This window comes from Rhizorhabdus sp. GW822-FHT03C02 (assembly GCF_058801765.1).
Genome location: NZ_JBXANN010000001.1, coordinates 802560 through 819622, shown reverse-complemented (window position 1 = coordinate 819622; position 17063 = coordinate 802560). Strand labels below are relative to the sequence as shown.

Below are 17063 nucleotides of genomic sequence, written 5' to 3'. Positions count from 1 at the left end.
GCCGGCCTGCAAGTGCGGGCGGAGACTGAGGACTATAGATGGCCTGGACGGACGAACGGATCGATCAGCTCAAGCGGCTCTGGGGTCAGGGCATGACCGCGAGCCAGATCGCCGACGAGCTTGGCGGGGTGAGCCGCAACGCCGTGATCGGCAAGGCGCACCGCCTCGGCCTCGAAGCACGTCCATCTCCGGTCAAGGCCGGCGAAGCTCCCGCAGCGTCGCCCGCGACCACGGCAGCGCCTGCGGCGCCGCCCCCCGAACGTCCGGCCCCGGCTCCGGTCGCAGCCGCCCCACGCCCTGCGCCGGCGCCCGAGCGCGCCGCGCCCGCGCCGGTCGCCGCCCCGGCAACGCCGACGCCTGCGCCCGCCCCGCAGCAGATGGTCCGCTCGATCGGCCCCGGCGGTTTCCAGCGCCAGACCCCCGGCGAGCAGACTGCGCCCGCGACCCCGGCACCGCCGCGCCGGCTGGTTCCGGCCAAGCCGTCGGCCGACATGGCCGGCAAGACCAGCCTGCTCGAGCTGAACGACCGCATCTGCAAATGGCCGCTCGGCCATCCCGGCGAGCCCGATTTCCATTTCTGCGGCCAGCCGATCAATCCGGGCTTCCCTTATTGCCTCGACCATTGCTCGGTCGCCTATCAGGCCCAGCTTCCGCGCCGCGATCGCCGTCCGCCGCCGCCGCTGCCCTTTGGCGGACCGCGGGTCCGCTAAGGCCGTGATGCGCCGTCTCGCCCTGATCGCGTTGCCGCTGCTGGCCGTGGCGGCCACCGGCTGCATGGGCGAGAAGGCGGCGCCGGTTTCTTCCGGCTACGCCGACAAGGGGCCGCTCGGCGAGCGTGGGCAGGCCCTGCCCCCGCCGTCCGAGGGCGCCGGCGGTGCGTGCAATGCCGACGAGGCCAAGCCGTTCGTCGGCAAGCGCGGCACCGATATCGTCGACCAGGCCCGGGTCGCCGCCGATGCCGAGACCGTCCGGCTGATCAAGCCCGGCCAGGCGGTGACGATGGATTTCCGCACCGATCGGCTCAACCTGAAGCTCGATGATATGGGCATCGTCGTCGCCGTCACCTGCGGCTGATCACGGCTCGACAATTTCGCCGATTTCCTTCTACCCTCCGATCGCGACATTTAGGGGGGCGGATGAGACTCTGGGCGCACGCGGCGATAGTCGTCGCCATTCTTGGCCTGGCGGGCTGCAAGAAGATCACTGAAGCCGCCGAGAATGACAGCGCGGCGCCCGCAGGCAAACATGGCCGCTACATCGGCATCGGTGTGTTCAGCGCCGGCGAACTCTGGCAGCAGCAGCGGATCGACGAACCCGACAACGGTAGCGGCGGCAATTCCTCCGCACCGCAGGACAAGGGGGCAGCCACGACCGCCGACGACGAACATATCATCGTCGTGGTCGACAGCGCGACCGGCGAGGTCCGCCAGTGCGGCGATTATTCGGGCCGCTGCGTCAGCATGAACCCCTGGACCCGCGCGATCGCGAAGGAACAGCGGGCGCCGGTCACGCTGGTCAAACATGCCGCCGACCTTGCCGCCGAGCGCGAAGCGGCCAACAAGAAGGCCGAACAGGAAATGCGTCGACTTTCGCGCTGACGACCGACGGGAAAGTCGCTCCAGCCCGCCTAGGTCGACCACAGCGGCGAAAACATTGCGCGAACGCGGGCTCGCTCTATAGTCGGCCGCATGTCGAACGACGATCTATTCGCTTCCGCTCCATCCACCAGTTCCGGCAATTACGACGCCTCCTCGATCGAGGTGCTCGAAGGGCTCGAACCCGTCCGTCGCCGCCCCGGCATGTATATCGGCGGCACCGACGAACGCGCCTTTCACCATCTCGCCGCCGAGGTGCTCGACAACGCGATGGACGAGGCGGTCGCGGGCCACGCCAACCGGATCGAAGTGTCGCTGGCGCCAGGCAACCGACTGACGATCATCGACAATGGCCGCGGCATCCCGGTCGATCCGCACCCCAAATATCCGGGCAAGTCGGCGCTTGAGGTGATCCTGACCACGCTCCATTCGGGCGGCAAGTTCAGCGACAAGGCTTATGCGACCTCGGGCGGCCTGCACGGCGTCGGTGTGTCGGTGGTCAACGCGCTGTCGTCCGACACCGTGATCGAGGTCGCGCGCAACCGCGAGCTGTTCCGTCAGACCTTCTCGCGCGGCCACCCGACCAGCGGCCTGCAGAATATCGGCGCCGCCCCCAACCGCCGCGGCACCAGCGTCGCCTTCACCCCGGATACCGAGATTTTCGGCGACCAGGCGAAGTTCAAGCCGGCGCGGCTGATGCGGCTCGCCCGCTCGAAGGCCTATCTCTATGCCGGGGTCGAGATACGCTGGCGCTGCGATCCGTCGCTGATCGGCGACGACACCCCCGCCGAGGCGGTGTTCCAGTTCCCCGGCGGGCTTTCGGACCATCTCGCCGAACAGATCGGCCAGCGCGAATGCGCGACCACCGGCTTCTTCGCCGGCAAGCAGGCGTTCGCCGAAGGCCAGGGTTCGGTCGAATGGGCGGTCGCCTGGCCGCTCTGGTCCGAAGGATCGTACAGCTATTATTGCAACACCATCCCGACCCCCGATGGCGGCACCCATGAGACCGGCCTGCGCGCCGCGCTGGTCAAGGGCATTCGCGGTTTCGCCGACCTGGTCGGCCAAAAGCGCGCCAAGGACATCACCGCCGACGATATCGTCGTCGGTTCGGAACAGATGCTGTCGGTGTTCATCCGCGACCCGCAGTTCCAGAGCCAGACCAAGGACCGGCTGACCTCGCCCGATGCCGCGCGGCTGGTCGAGGCCGCGGTCCGCGACCATTTCGACCATTTCCTCGCCGACAATGTCGAGCGCGGCAAGGCACTGCTCGCCTTCGTCCTCGACAAGATGGACGAGCGGCTGCGGCGCAAGGCCGAGCGCGACGTCAAGCGCAAGACCGCGACCTCGGGTCGCAAGCTGCGCCTGCCTGGCAAGCTGACCGACTGTTCGAACGACGACCCCGCCGGCACCGAATTGTTCATCGTCGAAGGCGACAGCGCCGGCGGATCGGCCAAGCAGGCGCGCGACCGCAAGACCCAGGCGGTGCTGCCGATCCGCGGCAAGATCCTCAACGTCGCGTCGGCCAACAGCGCGAAGATCCTGGCCAACCAGGAAATATCCGATCTGATCCAGGCGCTGGGCTGCGGCAGCCGCGACAAGTGCAACGCCGATATATTGCGCTACGACCGGGTCGTGATCATGACCGACGCCGATGTCGACGGCGCGCATATCGCCACCCTGCTGATGACCTTCTTCTTCCAGGAAATGCCCGACATCGTCCGGCGCGGGCACCTCTATCTGGCGCAACCCCCGCTCTACCGGCTCACCGCCGGCACCAAGAGCCTCTACGCGATGGACGACGCCGACCGCGCGGCGATCGAAAAGGGTGCGTTCAAGGGCAAGAAGGTCGAAGTCGCGCGCTTCAAGGGCCTCGGCGAGATGAACCCGATGCAGCTGCGCGAAACCACGATGGACCCCAAGACCCGTACCCTGCTGCGCATCACCCTGCCCCAGGAATATGAGGAGCGCGCCGGGGTGCGCGACCTGGTCGACCGGCTGATGGGCAAGAATCCCGAGCATCGTTTCGCCTTCATTCAGGCCAATGCCGCCACCGTCGACGAAGAGGTGATCGACGCCTGAAATCGGCGGTCGGGTCGGGAATCCGGCCTGCGGTTTCGCGCGTTGCACCTCCCGTCCCCGATCCGGTACATCGGAAACAGCAACGAAAAGGCCCCGACGCTGCGATGACCGCCCATATCCACGCGATCGGCACCGCCGCGCCGGACCATGACGTCCACCAGGCCTTCATCGCCTGGGCCGGCGATCGCATCGCCGACCAACACAGCGCTCGGCTGTTCCGGCGGATGGCGATGCGATCGGGGATCGAGCGGCGCTTTTCGGTGCTGCCGCCCGGCGTGGACGGGGGATCGCCGGTAGAACCCGGCGGCTTCTATGGTGCCGGCATGCCCGGCACCGCGGCGCGAATGGATGTCTATGCCGAACAGGCGCCCGCGCTTGCGCTGGCGGCGATCGCCCGGCTCGCCGATCAGGTTGCGGTCGACGGCATCACCCATCTCGTGGTCGCGAGTTGCACCGGCTTCGTCGCCCCCGGCATCGACCAGATCATCGCCCGCGAACTCGGGCTCGACGGCGGGGTCGAACGCACGCTGGTCGGCTTCATGGGCTGCTACGCCGCGGTCGCGGCCCTCAGGGTCGCGCACCATATCGCCCGCTCCGACCCGGCCGCACGGATATTGGTGGTGACGGTCGAGCTGTGCTCGCTCCATCTTCAGGACAGCGAGGAGGTCGAGCGGCTGCTCGCCATGCTCCAGTTCGCCGACGGCGCCGCCGCGGCGCTGATAACCGCCGAGCCGGGTGGGATCGCGCTCGACCGCTTCTTCGCCGCGACCCTGCCGGACAGCGACGAACTGATCCGCTGGACGGTCGGCGACACCGGTTTCGAGATGGTCCTGTCGGGCGAGGTCCCGGGCCGCATCGGCCAGGCGCTTGCCGAACCCGATTTCCGCGCCCGCCTGCTCAACGGCCGCGAACCAGAAACAATCGCCGCCTGGGCGGTCCATGCCGGCGGCCGTTCGATCCTCGATGCGGTCGAACATGGGCTGGCGCTGCCGCAGGGCGCGCTCGCCGCCTCACGCGACGTGCTGCGGCGGTTCGGCAACATGTCCTCGTCGACCTTGATGTTCGTGCTCGCGGCGATGCTGGCGGGCACGCTGGCGCTCGACAGCATCGGCGACGGCATCGCGCTCGCCTTCGGCCCCGGCCTCGCCGCCGAGGGCTTCGACTTCCGGCTGCTGTGATGCGCTCGCTCGCCCGCCGTGCCGAGCAGGACGAGCAGATGGATGCCGCCGATCTCGACCCGACGACCTACGCACGCATCCTCACCGACCTCGCCCGGGTCAACTGGTGGACGATGGCGCCCCGCCCCACCCTCGCCTTTCTCGCCAAGGCGGTCGGCGACCGGCGCCGCTTCTCGCTGCTCGACGTCGGCTTCGGCGATGGCGACATGCTGCGGACGATCGCCCGCTGGGCGCAGCGGCGCGGGATCGACGCCGATCTGACCGGGGTCGACCTCAATCCGCGCAGCGCCGGGGTGGCACGGGCCAAGACCCCAGCGGGGATGAACATCCGCTACGTCACCGGCGACTATCGCGACCATGCCGACGGCCACGACCTGATCGTCAGCAGCCTCGTCACCCATCATATGGACGATGCCGAACGCATCGCTTTCCTGCGCGACATGGAACGGCAGGCGCGGATCGGCTGGTTCGTCAACGACCTGCACCGGCACATCGTCGCCTATCTCGGTTTTCCCGTCCTCGCCCGGCTGATGGGCTGGCACCGGATCGTCCGCGAGGATGGGCAATTGTCGATAGCGCGCAGTTTCCGCCCCGCCGAATGGCGGGCGATGGTCGCAGCCGCCGGGCTCGATTCCGGGGCGGTCGAAATCGCCCGCCGCTTTCCTTTCAGGCTATGCGTCGCGCGCCGGCACTGATCGCGGGCGGAGGCCCGGCGGGCGCCGCCGCGGCGATCCTGCTCGCGCATGGCGGCGCGATGCCGGTGCTGATCGAACGCAGCCGGGTGCCGCACGACGTGGTCTGCGGCGGCTTCCTCGCCGCCGATGCGATCATGATGCTCCGCCGGCTGCGGATCGACCCGGCGCTGCTCGGCGCCCGGCCGATCCGGCGCGTCCGGCTGGTGGCCGGCGGCCATGTCGCCGAAACCGACCTCCCCTTCGCCGCGATGGGGCTGTCGCGGACCACACTCGACCGGGTGCTGATCGAACAGGCCGTCGCCGAAGGGGCCTGTGTCGAGCGCGGTCTGACCATCCGCCGGGTCGATCCCGACAATCTGTGCCTCCATCTGAGCGACGACCATGCGATCGGCGGCGAGGCGCTGTTCCTCGCCACCGGCAAACATGACGTCCGCGGCGCCGCCCGCCCCGCCGAGGCGCAGGATGCCGATCCCGCGCTCGGCCTCAGGGTAAGGCTCGATCCGTCGCCGGCGCTCACCCGCGCGCTGGACGGCATGATCGAGCTCCACCTGTTCGACCATGGCTATGCCGGTCTGCTGCTCCAGGAGGATGGCAGCGCCAATCTCTGCCTGTCGGTCGCGCAATCGCGGATGAAGGCGGCCGGCTCGCCCGAGCGGCTGATCGCGGACCTCGCCGCCGATGCGCCGCTGCTCGGCGAGCGCTTCGGATCGGCGCGCGCGGTCGGTGCCTGGTCGAGCGTGGCGCGCGTTCCCTATGGCTGGCGCGAGGAGGTCGGGATGCCCGGGCTGTTCCGGCTCGGTGACCAGGCCGCGGTGATCGCCAGCCTCGCGGGCGACGGCATCGCGATCGCGCTGGCGAGCGCCTTCCGGGCGACCAACTGTTTCCTCCATGACGGCCCCGCAGCGGCGGTCGCCTGGCAACAGGGTTTTGCCCGGCGGGTCGCCAGGCCGGTCAAGGTCGCCTCGCTGCTGCGCCGCGCCGGCGAGATTCCCGGCCTGTCGGGCCCGCTGATCGGCCTGCTGCGCCATGTTCCGTCGCTGATGCGGATGGCGTCCTCGGTGACCCGGATCGAACGGTGACCGCCCAGCCGCGACCGGCGGCCATCGAAATTTATAGCAGCTTCTACAAAACCGCCATCAACAGGGTGATCGTCACGATCGAGACCATCGTCGACACCAGGATCGTCCGGGCGGTGACATCGGCTTCGCGGGTGTAGAGTTCGGCGAGCATGAACGGGCCGGTTCCGGTCGGCAGCGCCGCCAGCAGCACCGCCGCCTTGGCCCAGAGCGGCGGCAGCGGCCAGATCAGATAGGCGATCGTCCAGGCGATCAGCGGCTGCGCGACCAGCTTGAGCGCGACCAGCAGCGTGACCCCGCCCAACGGCACAGGCGGCCGCCTCTCGCCCACGAACAGGCCGAGTGCGACCAGCGCGCAGGGGCTCGCCGCACCACCGAGCAGTTCGATGAATCGCGCGATCGGTCCCGGCAGGTCGACATGGCCGATCGCGAACAAGGCGCCGATCGCCGGCGCGAACACCAGCGGGTTGCGGATCGCCGACGCCGCGGCGCGACCGATCAGCACCGGCAGCCTGGCGTGCGGCTGCAGCGCGACCTCGATCGTCAGGATCGATCCGGCGAACAGCAAGGAGATCGTCAGGATCGAGGCGATCGATGTCGGCAGCAGGCTCGCGGGGCCGAGCAGCGCGAGGCAGAGCGGAATGCCGATGAAGGCGGTGTTCGAATAGCCCGCGGCAAGCCCGTCGACCACCGCATCGGGCGCGGCGACGAAGCGGCGGCGGACGAAGACCGTCAGCGCGAACACCAGCACGCAGCTCGCCCCCGATGCGGCGATGAAGCCCGGCTGCCAGATCTCGGCGGGATGCGCCTCGGCCAGGATCCGGAACATCAGCACCGGCAAGGCGAGCTTGGTCACGAAGCGCGACAGTTCGGCCTGGGTCGCGGCGCCGAATATGCCGATCCGCCGCATCGCGAACCCCGCGCCGATCAGCGCGAAGATCGGCAGGATCGCACCGATCGTCGTCAGCATCGCCGAGGCCCGGCCGTCCGGATCAATCGCGCCGTTCAGCCTTGCGGCGTTCCTTCTCGGCCTTTTTCGCGGCTTTGCGATCGCGCTCTTCCTGCTTGCGCATCTCGCGCCCGCGGTTGCGATCGGCCTCGTCCTGGCTGGTGGTTGCCCAGTCGACGCCCTTGCTCACCACCCGCACCGGCGCGGTGACGATCGATGTCGCGGTGCTCACGCAGCCGGCGAGCAGGGACGAAGCGGCGAGGACGATCAGGATACGCAAGCGAACAACCTTTCGGGCGGAATCAGGCGGTCAACGTGGCGACCAGCGCCTTGACCTTCTTCTGACGCCATTGTGGCGTCGGTGCGACCAGCCAATAGCTTTTTGGCGACGGCTGCGGATCGCCATGGGTGCGGACCCGGCCTTCGGCGATATCGCGCTCGACCAGCAGCGCCGGCACATGCGCGGTGCCGAACCCCGCCGCCGCCGCGTCGATCGCCAGCCCCGCATCGGCGACCAGCAGCGCGGCATCGGCATCCTCGCCGGCCCCGCGCCAGCCGATCGGGGCGCCATGCGCCAGCCCGACGGTGACGATCATCCCATCGGCGAGCTTGATTCCCTCATGCTCGCCCGGCCCCTCGGCATAGCAGATGGCGAGGTCGAGATTGGCCTGGGTGAAATCGAGCCCCTCGTCCGACGACAATAGCACGAAGCGCAGGTCGGGATCGGTCCGGCCATAATCGGCCAGCCGCGGCGCCAGCCATTTGGCGGTGAAATCGCGTGGTGCCGCGATCGTCAGCGTCTTCGACGACTGGCCGGCCTGCATCGCGCGAACCGCCTCCTCGAACTGGAGGAAGCCGGCACGCAACGCCTCGAGCCCCGCTTCGCCCTCGGGGGTCAGTTCGAGCCCCTTGGCGGTGCGGCGGAACAGCACCACGCCGAGCGTATCCTCGAGCGCGCGGATCTGCTGCCCGACCGCGGCCGGGGTCACCGCCAGCTCGTCGGCGGCGCGGGTGAAGGACAGGTTGCGCGCGGCGGCATCGAGCACCCGCAGGCCGTTCAGGGGAAGATGGGTCCGCTTCATGTCGTTCGCCTCAATGCGTGACCGTCGGCGCGATCAGAGCGAAACGCGGAATCGCCACGTTGAAGCTCTGCCCATCCTCCGAGGTCATGCGATAGCTGCCTTCCATCGACCCGCTCTGGGTCTGGAGCGGGCAGCCCGATACATAGTCGTAATGCTGGCCCGGCTCGATCATCGGCTGTTCGCCGATCACGCCGTCGCCGCGCACCTCGTGCCGGGCGCCGCGCCCGTCGGTGATCAGCCAGTGGCGGGTCAGCAGCTGGATCGCCATCGGCCCGTCATTCTCGATCCGGATATGATAGGTCCAGAACCAGCGATCGCGCGCCGGCTCGGACTGGTCGGGCATGAACGACACCGACACCCGGACGATCACGCCGCGCGTGCGGGCGCTGTAGGGAAACAGCGCGCGCATGCTGGCGGCGGGCCCATCCATCAGAGGCCGACCGCTCTGAGCGCGCGATCGAGATCGTCGATCACGTCGAGCGGATCCTCGAGCCCGACGTTCAGCCGCAGCATGCCCTCCTCGACCCCCATCTCGGCGCGGACCTCGGCAGTCAGGCCCGCATGGGTGGTCGAGCAGGGATGGGTCATCAGCGACCGCGAGTCGCCGATATTGTTCGAGATGTCGATGAGCTCGAGCGCGTCGAGCAGGCCGTGCGCCTGGGTACGACCGCCGTCGAGATAGAGCGCGACGATGGTGCCGCCCGCCGCCATCTGCTTCTTCGCCAGTTCATACTGGGGATGGCTCGGCAGGAACGGATAGAGGGTGCGCGCGACCCGGCTCTCGAGAAATTCGGCGACCTTGAGCGCATTCTCGCTCTGGCGGCGGATCCGCAGGTCGAGCGTCTCGAGCCCCTTGAGCACCACCCAGGCGTTGAACGCCGACAGGGTCGGGCCGGTGTTGCGGGTGAACGACAGCAGCGTCTTGTTGATGAACTCGTCGGTGCCGCACACCGCGCCCGCGAGCACGCGCCCCTGCCCGTCCATCATCTTGGTCGCCGAATAGGCGACGATATCGGCGCCATAGTCCATCGGCCGCTGCAGCAGCGGCGTAGCGAAGGCGTTGTCGACGATGCTGAGCAGCCCCGCATCCTTCGCGATCCGGCACACCGCCTCGAGATCGACGATCTCGAGGGTCGGGTTGGCGGGGGTCTCGAAAAAGAACAGCTTGGTGTTCTCGCGGATCGCCGCCTTCCACTGATCGCCATCGGTGCCGTCGACGATCGTCGCCTCGATCCCGAAGCGCGGCAGCAGCGTGTCGGTCAGCCAGCGGCACGATCCGAACGCGGCGCGGCCGGCGACGATATGGTCGCCCATCTGGAGCTGGCAGAGCAAAGCCGCGGTCATCGCCGCCATGCCGGTCGCCATGCAGCGCGCCGCCTCGGCGCCTTCCATCAGCGCGATTCGCTCCTCGAGCATCTCCACCGTGGGATTCTGGAGGCGCGAATAGGTCATCCCCTTCTGCTCGCCCGCGAAGCGCGCGGCGGCATCGCCCGCACAATCATAGGCATAGCCCGAGGTGAGGAAGATCGCCTCGCTGGTTTCGCCCCATTCGGAACGGGCGGTGCCGCCGCGGACCGCCTGGGTCGCGGGGCGCCATGTGGTGGTGATCGAACGATCCTGGCCGGTCAGCTTCTTCATCGCGTCGCTTTGCCGCCGTTCCGCCTCCCACGTCAATGTGGATAGAGCATGTTCAAGCAGGATGGCGTCATCCTGCGACTCGGAAGATGCGGCAAACAGCGGAAAATTGGAACGATCGGCGATCCGTATCGATCGCCCGTCGTTCTAATGCTTGTGAAGCGTCACAAAGCCTCCTTATGGTCGCCGCGCATCACATTCCAAGGAGAGCATATGGCCACCGCCATCCAGGACATTCCGCTGCAGACGATCAAGGGCGAGGACGCCAGCCTCGGCGATTATGCCGGCAAGGTCCTGCTGCTGGTCAATGTCGCGTCGAAATGCGGGCTGACCCCGCAATATGAAGCGCTCGAGAAGCTCTATGCCGATTACAAGGACAAGGGCGTCGTCGTGCTCGGCTTCCCGGCCAATAATTTCGGCGCGCAGGAGCCCGGCACCGACGCGGAAATCGCCGATTTCTGCACGACCAATTTCGGCGTCGACTTCCCGATGTTCTCGAAGCTCTCGGTCAAGGGCGAGGACCAGCACCCGCTCTATCGCGAGCTGACCACCAGCTATCCGACCGCGACGCTGAAGAACGAGGACTTCAAGAAGCGGCTCGAAGGCTATGGCATCAAGCAGGACCAGCCGAACGACGTCTTCTGGAATTTCGAGAAATTCCTGATCGCCAAGGACGGCACGATCGCCGGCCGCTTCGCGCCCGACATCACCCCCGACGATGCGATCATCACCGGGGCGATCGACGCCGAACTCGCGAAATAACCGAAACCTCCCCGCCCTTTCGAGGGCGGGGCTTGGGAGGCGGGTCAGTGCGGTCGGCGCCGCTGCCGGCCATATCCTTCGGCCGCTATTTCGCCGCCAGCAGCGCGTCGAGCCAGCCCGGCCCCTTTCCGACCCGTTCGAGCCGCGGATAGAGATTGCCTCGGTCGTAGCGGATCGACACGGTGCGATATTCGTCGCCGCGCTTGACCAGCAGTTCGATCGGCTTCTTCGTCTTCGCGGCATCGTCGATCCGGTCGACCAGCCGCGCCGGCTCGAACGCCTCGCCGTCGAGCGCGACGATCGTCGTGCCGACGGTCAGCCCCGCTTCGAACGCCGGACTGTCCCACATCACCTGGGTCAGCGCCTTGTCCTTGTCGATGACGACGCCGAGCGAATAGCTGAGATCGGTGACCTTGCGGCGCCGTTCCTCGCTCTTCCAGTAACCGGTCGGCTCGCTGGTATAGGCCAGCCGGAAGCCGCCCTTGGCGATCCAGTCCATCGGTGCGTCCTTGCGGACCTCGTCGACCCGGGCATGGAGGAAGCCCGCCCAGTCGAACGGCGCGACCTGGCCGAGGGTCGCGACGACATCCTCGAAACGGTAGGTCAGCACACCCCAGTCGCCGTCGCGCATCCCGAAGAAGGCGCGCGCGAAATCGTCGAGCGAACGCTTGCCGCCGGTCAGTTCGCGGATCTTCATGTCGGTGTCGAGCCAGACCAGCAGGCCTTCGCTGTAATAATCCTCGGACCGCTGATAGCTGATCCAGGGATTGGGTCGCCGCCCCGCCATGATCGGGTCGTTGGTGGTGTCGATCAGCGGCCGCCAGTCGCGGCCGCGGCGATTCTCGTAGGTCGCGGCGATCATCGCATAGGCGCCCATTATGTCGCTTGCCGACGCCAGCCCTGACCGCGCCTGGAGCACATAGCCCCAATATTGGGTCTGCCCCTCATAGACCCACAGCAGCGAGTTGCGCATCGGCACCGAATAATCGGGGGTCCAGCTATCGGCGCCGCGGCGAAATTTGCCGTCCCAGCTATGGCTATATTCATGCGGCAGCAGGTTGCGCGATCCCGGCTGGTCGTCCCATTTGGCGAAATAGCCCGGCGACACGCCGTCCTCGCTCGACCGGTGATGTTCGAGGCCGATCCCGCCCATCCGATCGCTGATCGACAGCAGGAATTCGTAGCGGTCATAATGTTCGGCGCCGAACAGCCTGACCGCCTGTTCGACCAGCCGGCGATGCGCCGCGATCTGCGGCTCGCTCGCCTCGAGTTCCTCGGGCCGGTCGGCGACGATGTTGAGCCGCACCTTGGGCGACAGCCGGACGTCCCGGAAATAGCGTCCGGCGATCATCGGGCTGTCGACCAGATCCTCGAAATCGATCGGCTTGAACGCGACCGTGCCGAGCGCCCCCGGCATCTTCGGATCGAGCGCCGCCGCATAGCGCCAGCCCTCGGGCAGGATCGCTGTCGGCTCGATCATGATGTTCCGCGTATAATAGCCCGCCGGATAGAAGGCGGTCAGGTTCCACTGCAGGCTCAGCATCTCGCGGGTCATCACCACCCGCCCCTGGTCGGTCTTGGTCGGCGACACATAGGAAAAGGCGAGGTCGATCGCCTTCGCGCCCTCGGGCACCTCGACATGGAGCGCATAGACATCGACCGGATCGCGCTTCCACGCCACCGCCTTGCCATTGGCGCTGATCGCGATCCCGACGACATCGTCGATCGGTCCGCGCGGGGCATGGTTGCCCGGCAGCCATTGCGGATAGAGCAAGGTCAACCGGCCGGCCTGGGCGACCGGGATCGTCTCGCGCACCATGAAGATGCCGCGCGCGGTGTCGGTGGCATCGACCGTCAGCCTGATCGTCCCCGGATAGGGAATGTCGCGCGCCGGCGGCAGGCTGCGCTCGACCGGCAAGGGCTGCGGCAGCGTGTTCTCGACGGCGCTGGCGGGGGTGGAAAGCGAAGCGGCGAACATGGCCAGCGCGACGCCGGCCATCACATCAAGGCGTGAGGTCATCCCGCATATTGCCGCGCCACCGCGCCCGCGTCACCCCGCAATCATTGAAAAACCTCGACCAGCCTTTCGCTGCCCCGCCCCTTGGGGTCCGGACCGAAACGATTGTCACCGGGCGTGCCGTCGAGACACATGAAAACGAGCACGACCAGGCCCCCCACCACCGGGATGAAAGCCAGAAGCAGCATCCAGCCCGATCGATCCTGATCATGGAAACGTCTTACCTGCACGGCGATCGATGGAATGATCATCGCGAGCCCGAGCAGGATGAACACAAGGCCGAGGACAGCGCCGCCGCCCATGCCCCTGCCGACATCGATCACACTCAGAAACAGGCCGAGTACGAAGAAAATCAGGAACTGGAAGAGAACGAACATCCAGTATTCCTTGCGCTGCGAGCGCCCGCCGAAGTCGGCATAGCGACGTAGCGGCATCAGCATATAGTCCATAGAAAAACTCCCCCCGGATATGATCCGAGGGGAGTCTATCTTGTCCCGAAATCGGCGTCGCGCTGAACTTGGTCCAGCTTCGACCAAATCGATCAGGCGGCAGCCTTGGCCCGGCTCGCGCGCTTGCGCTCGTGCGGGTCGAGGTGGCGCTTGCGCAGCCGGATCGACTTCGGCGTGACTTCGACCATCTCGTCGTCGTCGATATAGGCGATCGCCTGCTCGAGCGTCATCTTCTTCGGCGGGGTCAGGCGGATCGCGTCGTCCTTGCCGCCCGAGGCGCGGAAGTTGGTGAGCTGCTTCGCCTTCATCGGATTGACCTCGAGGTCATCCGTCTTGGCGTTCTCACCGACGACCATGCCCTCATAGAGGGTCTCGCCATGGCCGACGAACAGGATGCCGCGCTCTTCGAGCGGGCCGAGCGCGTAGCTGTTGGCTTCGCCGGCGCCGTTCGAGATCAGCACGCCATTCTTGCGGCCCTCGATATTGCCCTTGTGCGGGGCATATTTCTCGAACAGCCGGTTCATGATGCCGGTGCCGCGGGTGTCCGACAGGAACTCGCCATGATAGCCGATCAGGCCACGCGACGGCGCCGAGAAGGTGATGCGGGTCTTGCCGCCGCCCGACGGACGCATGTCGGTCAGTTCGGCCTTGCGCTGCGCCATCTTGTCGACGACCGTACCCGAATATTCGTCGTCGACGTCGATCACGACGGTCTCGAACGGCTCGGTCTTGCCACCATTCTCGTCCTCGCGGAACAGCACCCGCGGACGCGAGATGCCAAGTTCGAAGCCTTCGCGGCGCATCGTCTCGATCAGCACGCCGAGCTGAAGCTCGCCGCGCCCGGCGACCTCATAGCTGTCCTTGTCGGCGCTCTCGGTGACCTTGATCGCGACATTGCTCTCGGCTTCGCGGAACAGGCGGTCGCGGATCATCCGGCTGGTGACCTTGCTGCCCTCGCGGCCCGCCATCGGGCTGTCGTTGACGGCGAAGCGCATCGACAGCGTCGGCGGATCGATCGGCTGCGCGTGCAGCGGCTCGCTGACGCTCGGGTCGGCGATGGTGTTGGCGACGGTCGCGACGGTCAGGCCGGCGATCGAGATGATGTCGCCGGCATTGGCCTCTTCGACCGGAACCCGCTCGAGACCGCGGAACGCCATGATCTTCGACGCGCGACCGGTCTCGACGATCTTGCCTTCGGGATCGAGCGCGTGGATCGGCATGTTGGTCTTGACCGAACCTGAAAAGACCAGGCCGGTCAGGATGCGGCCGAGGAAATTGTCGCGGTCGAGCAGCGTCACCAGGAACTTGAACGGACCATCGGGATCGGCCGACGGCGCCGGCACATGGTCGACGATCTTCTGGAACAGCGGCTCGAGCGTGCCCGAACGCGCCTGGGGATCGTCGCTGGCATAGCCGTTGCGGCCCGAAGCGAACAGCACCGGGAAATCGAGCTGCTCGTCGGTCGCCTCGAGGCTGACGAACAGGTCGAACACCTCGTCGAGCACTTCCTGGGTGCGCTCGTCGGGACGGTCGATCTTGTTGACGACCACGATCGGACGCAGGCCGAGCGCCAGCGCCTTGCCGGTCACGAACTTGGTCTGCGGCATCGCGCCTTCGGACGAGTCGACCAGCAGGATCACCCCGTCGACCATCGACAGGATGCGCTCGACTTCACCGCCGAAGTCGGCGTGGCCGGGGGTGTCGACGATGTTGATCCGGGTCTTCTCACCCTTGTGATCGTCCCATTCGATCGACGTGCACTTGGCCAGGATCGTGATGCCACGTTCCTTTTCGAGGTCGTTCGAATCCATCGCGCGCTCTTCGATGCGCTGATTGTCGCGAAAAGTGCCCGACTGACGGAAGAGCTGATCCACCAGGGTGGTCTTGCCGTGATCGACGTGCGCAATGATGGCCACGTTGCGGAGGCTCATGGTTCTGTAAATCCTGAATGCGGGAAATGTGGCGCGCCCTTAGCTGAAATGGCGCGTCGCAACAAGTCCGGCGTGAGTCGCATCCTATCGAAACCGGTCGGACCGGGCTCGGCCAGCGGCGATCTTTGGCCAAAAAAAAGGCCGATCCCTTGGGACCGGCCGAAAGTTATTAGGAGAGGATGCCTGAAAGGCCCGTTGCTTCTGCAGTCCGAGGCATGATTCGGCGAATGTGTTATGCGACTGAACGATTGCATTTTATGCAATTACGCTTTGTAACATGGTAACGCTCCCAGAAATCCGCCGATGGCAGATAGGCGTATTGCGTTCATAATACGGCTCTCGCTTGAATATTGTCGCACTTGCGGCCATCTTCGCCCGACGCACAAGCGACGCAGGAGACGGGACGACCATGGCCAGCACGACCACCACCACCGAGGAGCCCGACCTGGTGCTGACGGCGCCGGCTCCCGTGAAGGTGATCGCGCCCGAAAAGGCGTCAGGCCTCGTCCCGCTGCGCGAGGAGCAGAAGACCGATTCCGAGGCGAAGGTCGATCAGTTCATCGACGATCTGGTCGCGCAGGACGTCAATTCGCCCGAATTCGGCAAGCGCGTCGACAGCATCAGCAATATGGGCATGCGCGAGATCCGCGAGGCCGCTGGCCAGTCGAACCGCTTCCTCGACCGGCCGGTGCGGGCGATCGACGCCGATACCGGGGTCGGCGCCGACCTCGCCGAGCTGCGCCGTACGATCGAGGATCTCGATCCGGGCAGCAAGGGCGACCTCTTCGCCCGCAAGAAACTGTTCGGGATCCTCCCGTTCGGCAACAAGATGCGCGACTATTTCGACAGCTACAAGTCGGCGCAGAGCCACATCTCGTCGATCCTGCGCAGCCTCGCCTCGGGCAAGGACGAACTGATCAAGGACAATGCCGCAATCGACGTCGAGCGGCAGAATCTGTGGGCGGCAATGGGCCGGCTCGAACAGATGATCTTCATGTCGAAGCTGCTCGACGAGCGGCTCGAGAACAAGGCGCTCGAGCTCGACAGCAGCGATCCCGGCAAGGCGAAGACGATCCGCGAGACCGCGCTCTTCTACGTCCGCCAGCGCAGCACCGATCTGCTCACCCAGATGGCGGTGACGGTGCAGGGCTATCTCGCGCTCGATCTGGTCAAGAAGAACAATGTCGAACTGGTGAAGGGGGTCGATCGTGCCTCGACGACGACGGTCGGCGCGCTGCGCACCGCGGTGACCGTCGCCCAGGCGCTCACCAACCAGAAGCTGGTGCTCGAACAGATCACCGCGCTCAACACGACGACCGCGAACATGATCGAATCGACCGGTTCGATGCTCAAGAACCAGACCGCCGAAATTCACAAGCAGGCGGCCTCATCGACGATCCCGGTCGAGACGCTCCAGCGCGCCTTCCAGAATATCTACGATACGATGGATTCGATCGACAAGTTCAAGCTCGAGGCGCTGTCGTCGATGAAGCAGACGGTCGGCACGCTCAGCAACGAGGTCGAGAAGTCGCGCGGCTATATCGCCCGGGCGGAAGGCGCGGCCCAGGGCAATTCCGAACCCTTCCGCGCGCTCGAAGGCTGAGGAACCACGCCC

General features: G+C 66.7%; 17 protein-coding genes. 9 read left to right on the top strand and 8 right to left on the bottom strand.

Going from position 1 to position 17063, the window contains the following annotated elements; translation table 11 throughout:
* The first annotated feature begins 38 nt into the window (after positions 1-38).
* The 7 genes from AC1RM6_RS03780 (at position 39) to AC1RM6_RS03750 (ending at position 6626) form a co-directional block, all read left to right on the top strand.
* A complete protein-coding gene (locus tag AC1RM6_RS03780; protein ID WP_493098255.1) occupies positions 39-710 on the top strand; it encodes a GcrA family cell cycle regulator in 672 nt (223 codons plus the stop codon).
* A gap of 7 nt (positions 711-717) precedes the next feature.
* Entirely contained in the window at positions 718-1074 is a 357-nt protein-coding gene (locus AC1RM6_RS03775) for an I78 family peptidase inhibitor (protein WP_493098254.1), read from the top strand.
* 62 nt (positions 1075-1136) lie between these two features.
* Positions 1137-1598 carry a hypothetical protein gene (locus AC1RM6_RS03770; protein WP_493098253.1) on the top strand — a complete coding sequence of 154 codons (462 nt, stop codon included), beginning with the start codon at positions 1137-1139 and terminating at the stop codon, positions 1596-1598.
* Between the two features lie 90 nt (positions 1599-1688).
* Entirely contained in the window at positions 1689-3674 is a 1986-nt protein-coding gene (gene parE / locus AC1RM6_RS03765) for a DNA topoisomerase IV subunit B (RefSeq protein WP_493098252.1), read from the top strand.
* Positions 3671-4852: a type III polyketide synthase gene (locus AC1RM6_RS03760; RefSeq protein WP_493099528.1), complete on the top strand. Its 1182-nt coding sequence runs from the start codon at positions 3671-3673 to the stop codon at positions 4850-4852. The genes parE and AC1RM6_RS03760 overlap by 4 nt, the downstream gene beginning before the upstream one ends.
* The gene (locus tag AC1RM6_RS03755; protein WP_493098251.1) at positions 4852-5547 is read left to right on the top strand and encodes a methyltransferase domain-containing protein; all 696 of its coding nucleotides are present in this window, start codon (positions 4852-4854) and stop codon (positions 5545-5547) included. Before AC1RM6_RS03760 ends, AC1RM6_RS03755 begins: the two co-directional genes overlap by 1 nt.
* Positions 5526-6626, top strand: a complete 1101-nt coding sequence (locus tag AC1RM6_RS03750; protein WP_493098250.1) for an NAD(P)/FAD-dependent oxidoreductase — start codon at positions 5526-5528, stop codon at positions 6624-6626. The genes AC1RM6_RS03755 and AC1RM6_RS03750 overlap by 22 nt, the downstream gene beginning before the upstream one ends.
* 43 nt (positions 6627-6669) lie before the next feature.
* Here the strand turns inward: AC1RM6_RS03750 and AC1RM6_RS03745 are convergent, their stop codons facing one another.
* The 5 genes from AC1RM6_RS03745 to metZ are packed head-to-tail and all read right to left on the bottom strand — an operon-like array spanning position 6670 to position 10292.
* Positions 6670-7593 carry an AEC family transporter gene (locus AC1RM6_RS03745; protein WP_493098249.1) on the bottom strand — a complete coding sequence of 308 codons (924 nt, stop codon included), beginning with the start codon at positions 7591-7593 and terminating at the stop codon, positions 6670-6672.
* Between the two features lie 22 nt (positions 7594-7615).
* Entirely contained in the window at positions 7616-7852 is a 237-nt protein-coding gene (locus AC1RM6_RS03740; protein WP_493098248.1) for a hypothetical protein, read from the bottom strand.
* A gap of 22 nt (positions 7853-7874) precedes the next feature.
* Entirely contained in the window at positions 7875-8654 is a 780-nt protein-coding gene (locus tag AC1RM6_RS03735) for a LysR family transcriptional regulator (protein ID WP_493098247.1), read from the bottom strand.
* 10 nt (positions 8655-8664) lie between these two features.
* Positions 8665-9063 carry a Co2+/Mg2+ efflux protein ApaG gene (apaG, locus tag AC1RM6_RS03730; RefSeq protein ID WP_493099526.1) on the bottom strand — a complete coding sequence of 133 codons (399 nt, stop codon included), beginning with the start codon at positions 9061-9063 and terminating at the stop codon, positions 8665-8667.
* A 20-nt stretch (positions 9064-9083) separates the two neighbouring features.
* On the bottom strand, positions 9084-10292 hold the full coding sequence (gene metZ, locus AC1RM6_RS03725) for an O-succinylhomoserine sulfhydrylase (RefSeq protein WP_493098246.1): 1209 nt from the start codon (positions 10290-10292) through the stop codon (positions 9084-9086).
* Positions 10293-10502: 210 nt separating this feature from the next.
* On the opposite strand from metZ, the gene AC1RM6_RS03720 reads away from it, so the two are divergent.
* Positions 10503-11051: a glutathione peroxidase gene (locus AC1RM6_RS03720; protein ID WP_493098245.1), complete on the top strand. Its 549-nt coding sequence runs from the start codon at positions 10503-10505 to the stop codon at positions 11049-11051.
* Between the two features lie 85 nt (positions 11052-11136).
* On the opposite strand, the gene AC1RM6_RS03715 is transcribed toward AC1RM6_RS03720, so the two are convergent.
* The 3 genes from AC1RM6_RS03715 to typA all read right to left on the bottom strand — a co-directional run bounded on the left by AC1RM6_RS03715 (position 11137) and on the right by typA (position 15448).
* Positions 11137-13071 (bottom strand): M61 family metallopeptidase, encoded by a 1935-nt coding sequence (locus AC1RM6_RS03715; RefSeq protein WP_493098244.1) that lies wholly within the window; start codon positions 13069-13071, stop codon positions 11137-11139.
* Between the two features lie 41 nt (positions 13072-13112).
* Positions 13113-13517 (bottom strand): DUF805 domain-containing protein, encoded by a 405-nt coding sequence (locus AC1RM6_RS03710; RefSeq protein ID WP_493098243.1) that lies wholly within the window; start codon positions 13515-13517, stop codon positions 13113-13115.
* A gap of 92 nt (positions 13518-13609) precedes the next feature.
* Entirely contained in the window at positions 13610-15448 is a 1839-nt protein-coding gene (gene typA, locus AC1RM6_RS03705) for a translational GTPase TypA (RefSeq protein ID WP_493098242.1), read from the bottom strand.
* A gap of 409 nt (positions 15449-15857) precedes the next feature.
* On the opposite strand from typA, the gene AC1RM6_RS03700 reads away from it, so the two are divergent.
* On the top strand, positions 15858-17051 hold the full coding sequence (locus AC1RM6_RS03700) for a toxic anion resistance protein (RefSeq protein ID WP_493098241.1): 1194 nt from the start codon (positions 15858-15860) through the stop codon (positions 17049-17051).
* The last annotated feature ends 12 nt before the right edge of the window (positions 17052-17063 follow it).

Bases quoted from the DNA above. Each gene is read 5' to 3' on its own strand.
- AC1RM6_RS03780 (WP_493098255.1), top strand. From the start codon at position 39: ATGGCCTGGACGGACGAACGGATCGATCAGCTCAAGCGGCTCTGGGGT.
- AC1RM6_RS03775 (WP_493098254.1), top strand. From the start codon at position 718: ATGCGCCGTCTCGCCCTGATCGCGTTGCCGCTGCTGGCCGTGGCGGCC.
- AC1RM6_RS03770 (WP_493098253.1), top strand. From the start codon at position 1,137: ATGAGACTCTGGGCGCACGCGGCGATAGTCGTCGCCATTCTTGGCCTG.
- parE (WP_493098252.1), top strand. From the start codon at position 1,689: ATGTCGAACGACGATCTATTCGCTTCCGCTCCATCCACCAGTTCCGGC.
- AC1RM6_RS03755 (WP_493098251.1), top strand. From the start codon at position 4,852: ATGCGCTCGCTCGCCCGCCGTGCCGAGCAGGACGAGCAGATGGATGCC.
- AC1RM6_RS03750 (WP_493098250.1), top strand. From the start codon at position 5,526: ATGCGTCGCGCGCCGGCACTGATCGCGGGCGGAGGCCCGGCGGGCGCC.
- AC1RM6_RS03745 (WP_493098249.1), bottom strand. From the start codon at position 7,593: ATGCTGACGACGATCGGTGCGATCCTGCCGATCTTCGCGCTGATCGGC.
- AC1RM6_RS03735 (WP_493098247.1), bottom strand. From the start codon at position 8,654: ATGAAGCGGACCCATCTTCCCCTGAACGGCCTGCGGGTGCTCGATGCC.
- apaG (WP_493099526.1), bottom strand. From the start codon at position 9,063: ATGCGCGCGCTGTTTCCCTACAGCGCCCGCACGCGCGGCGTGATCGTC.
- metZ (WP_493098246.1), bottom strand. From the start codon at position 10,292: ATGAAGAAGCTGACCGGCCAGGATCGTTCGATCACCACCACATGGCGC.
- AC1RM6_RS03720 (WP_493098245.1), top strand. From the start codon at position 10,503: ATGGCCACCGCCATCCAGGACATTCCGCTGCAGACGATCAAGGGCGAG.
- AC1RM6_RS03715 (WP_493098244.1), bottom strand. From the start codon at position 13,071: ATGACCTCACGCCTTGATGTGATGGCCGGCGTCGCGCTGGCCATGTTC.
- AC1RM6_RS03710 (WP_493098243.1), bottom strand. From the start codon at position 13,517: ATGGACTATATGCTGATGCCGCTACGTCGCTATGCCGACTTCGGCGGG.
- typA (WP_493098242.1), bottom strand. From the start codon at position 15,448: ATGAGCCTCCGCAACGTGGCCATCATTGCGCACGTCGATCACGGCAAG.
- AC1RM6_RS03700 (WP_493098241.1), top strand. From the start codon at position 15,858: ATGGCCAGCACGACCACCACCACCGAGGAGCCCGACCTGGTGCTGACG.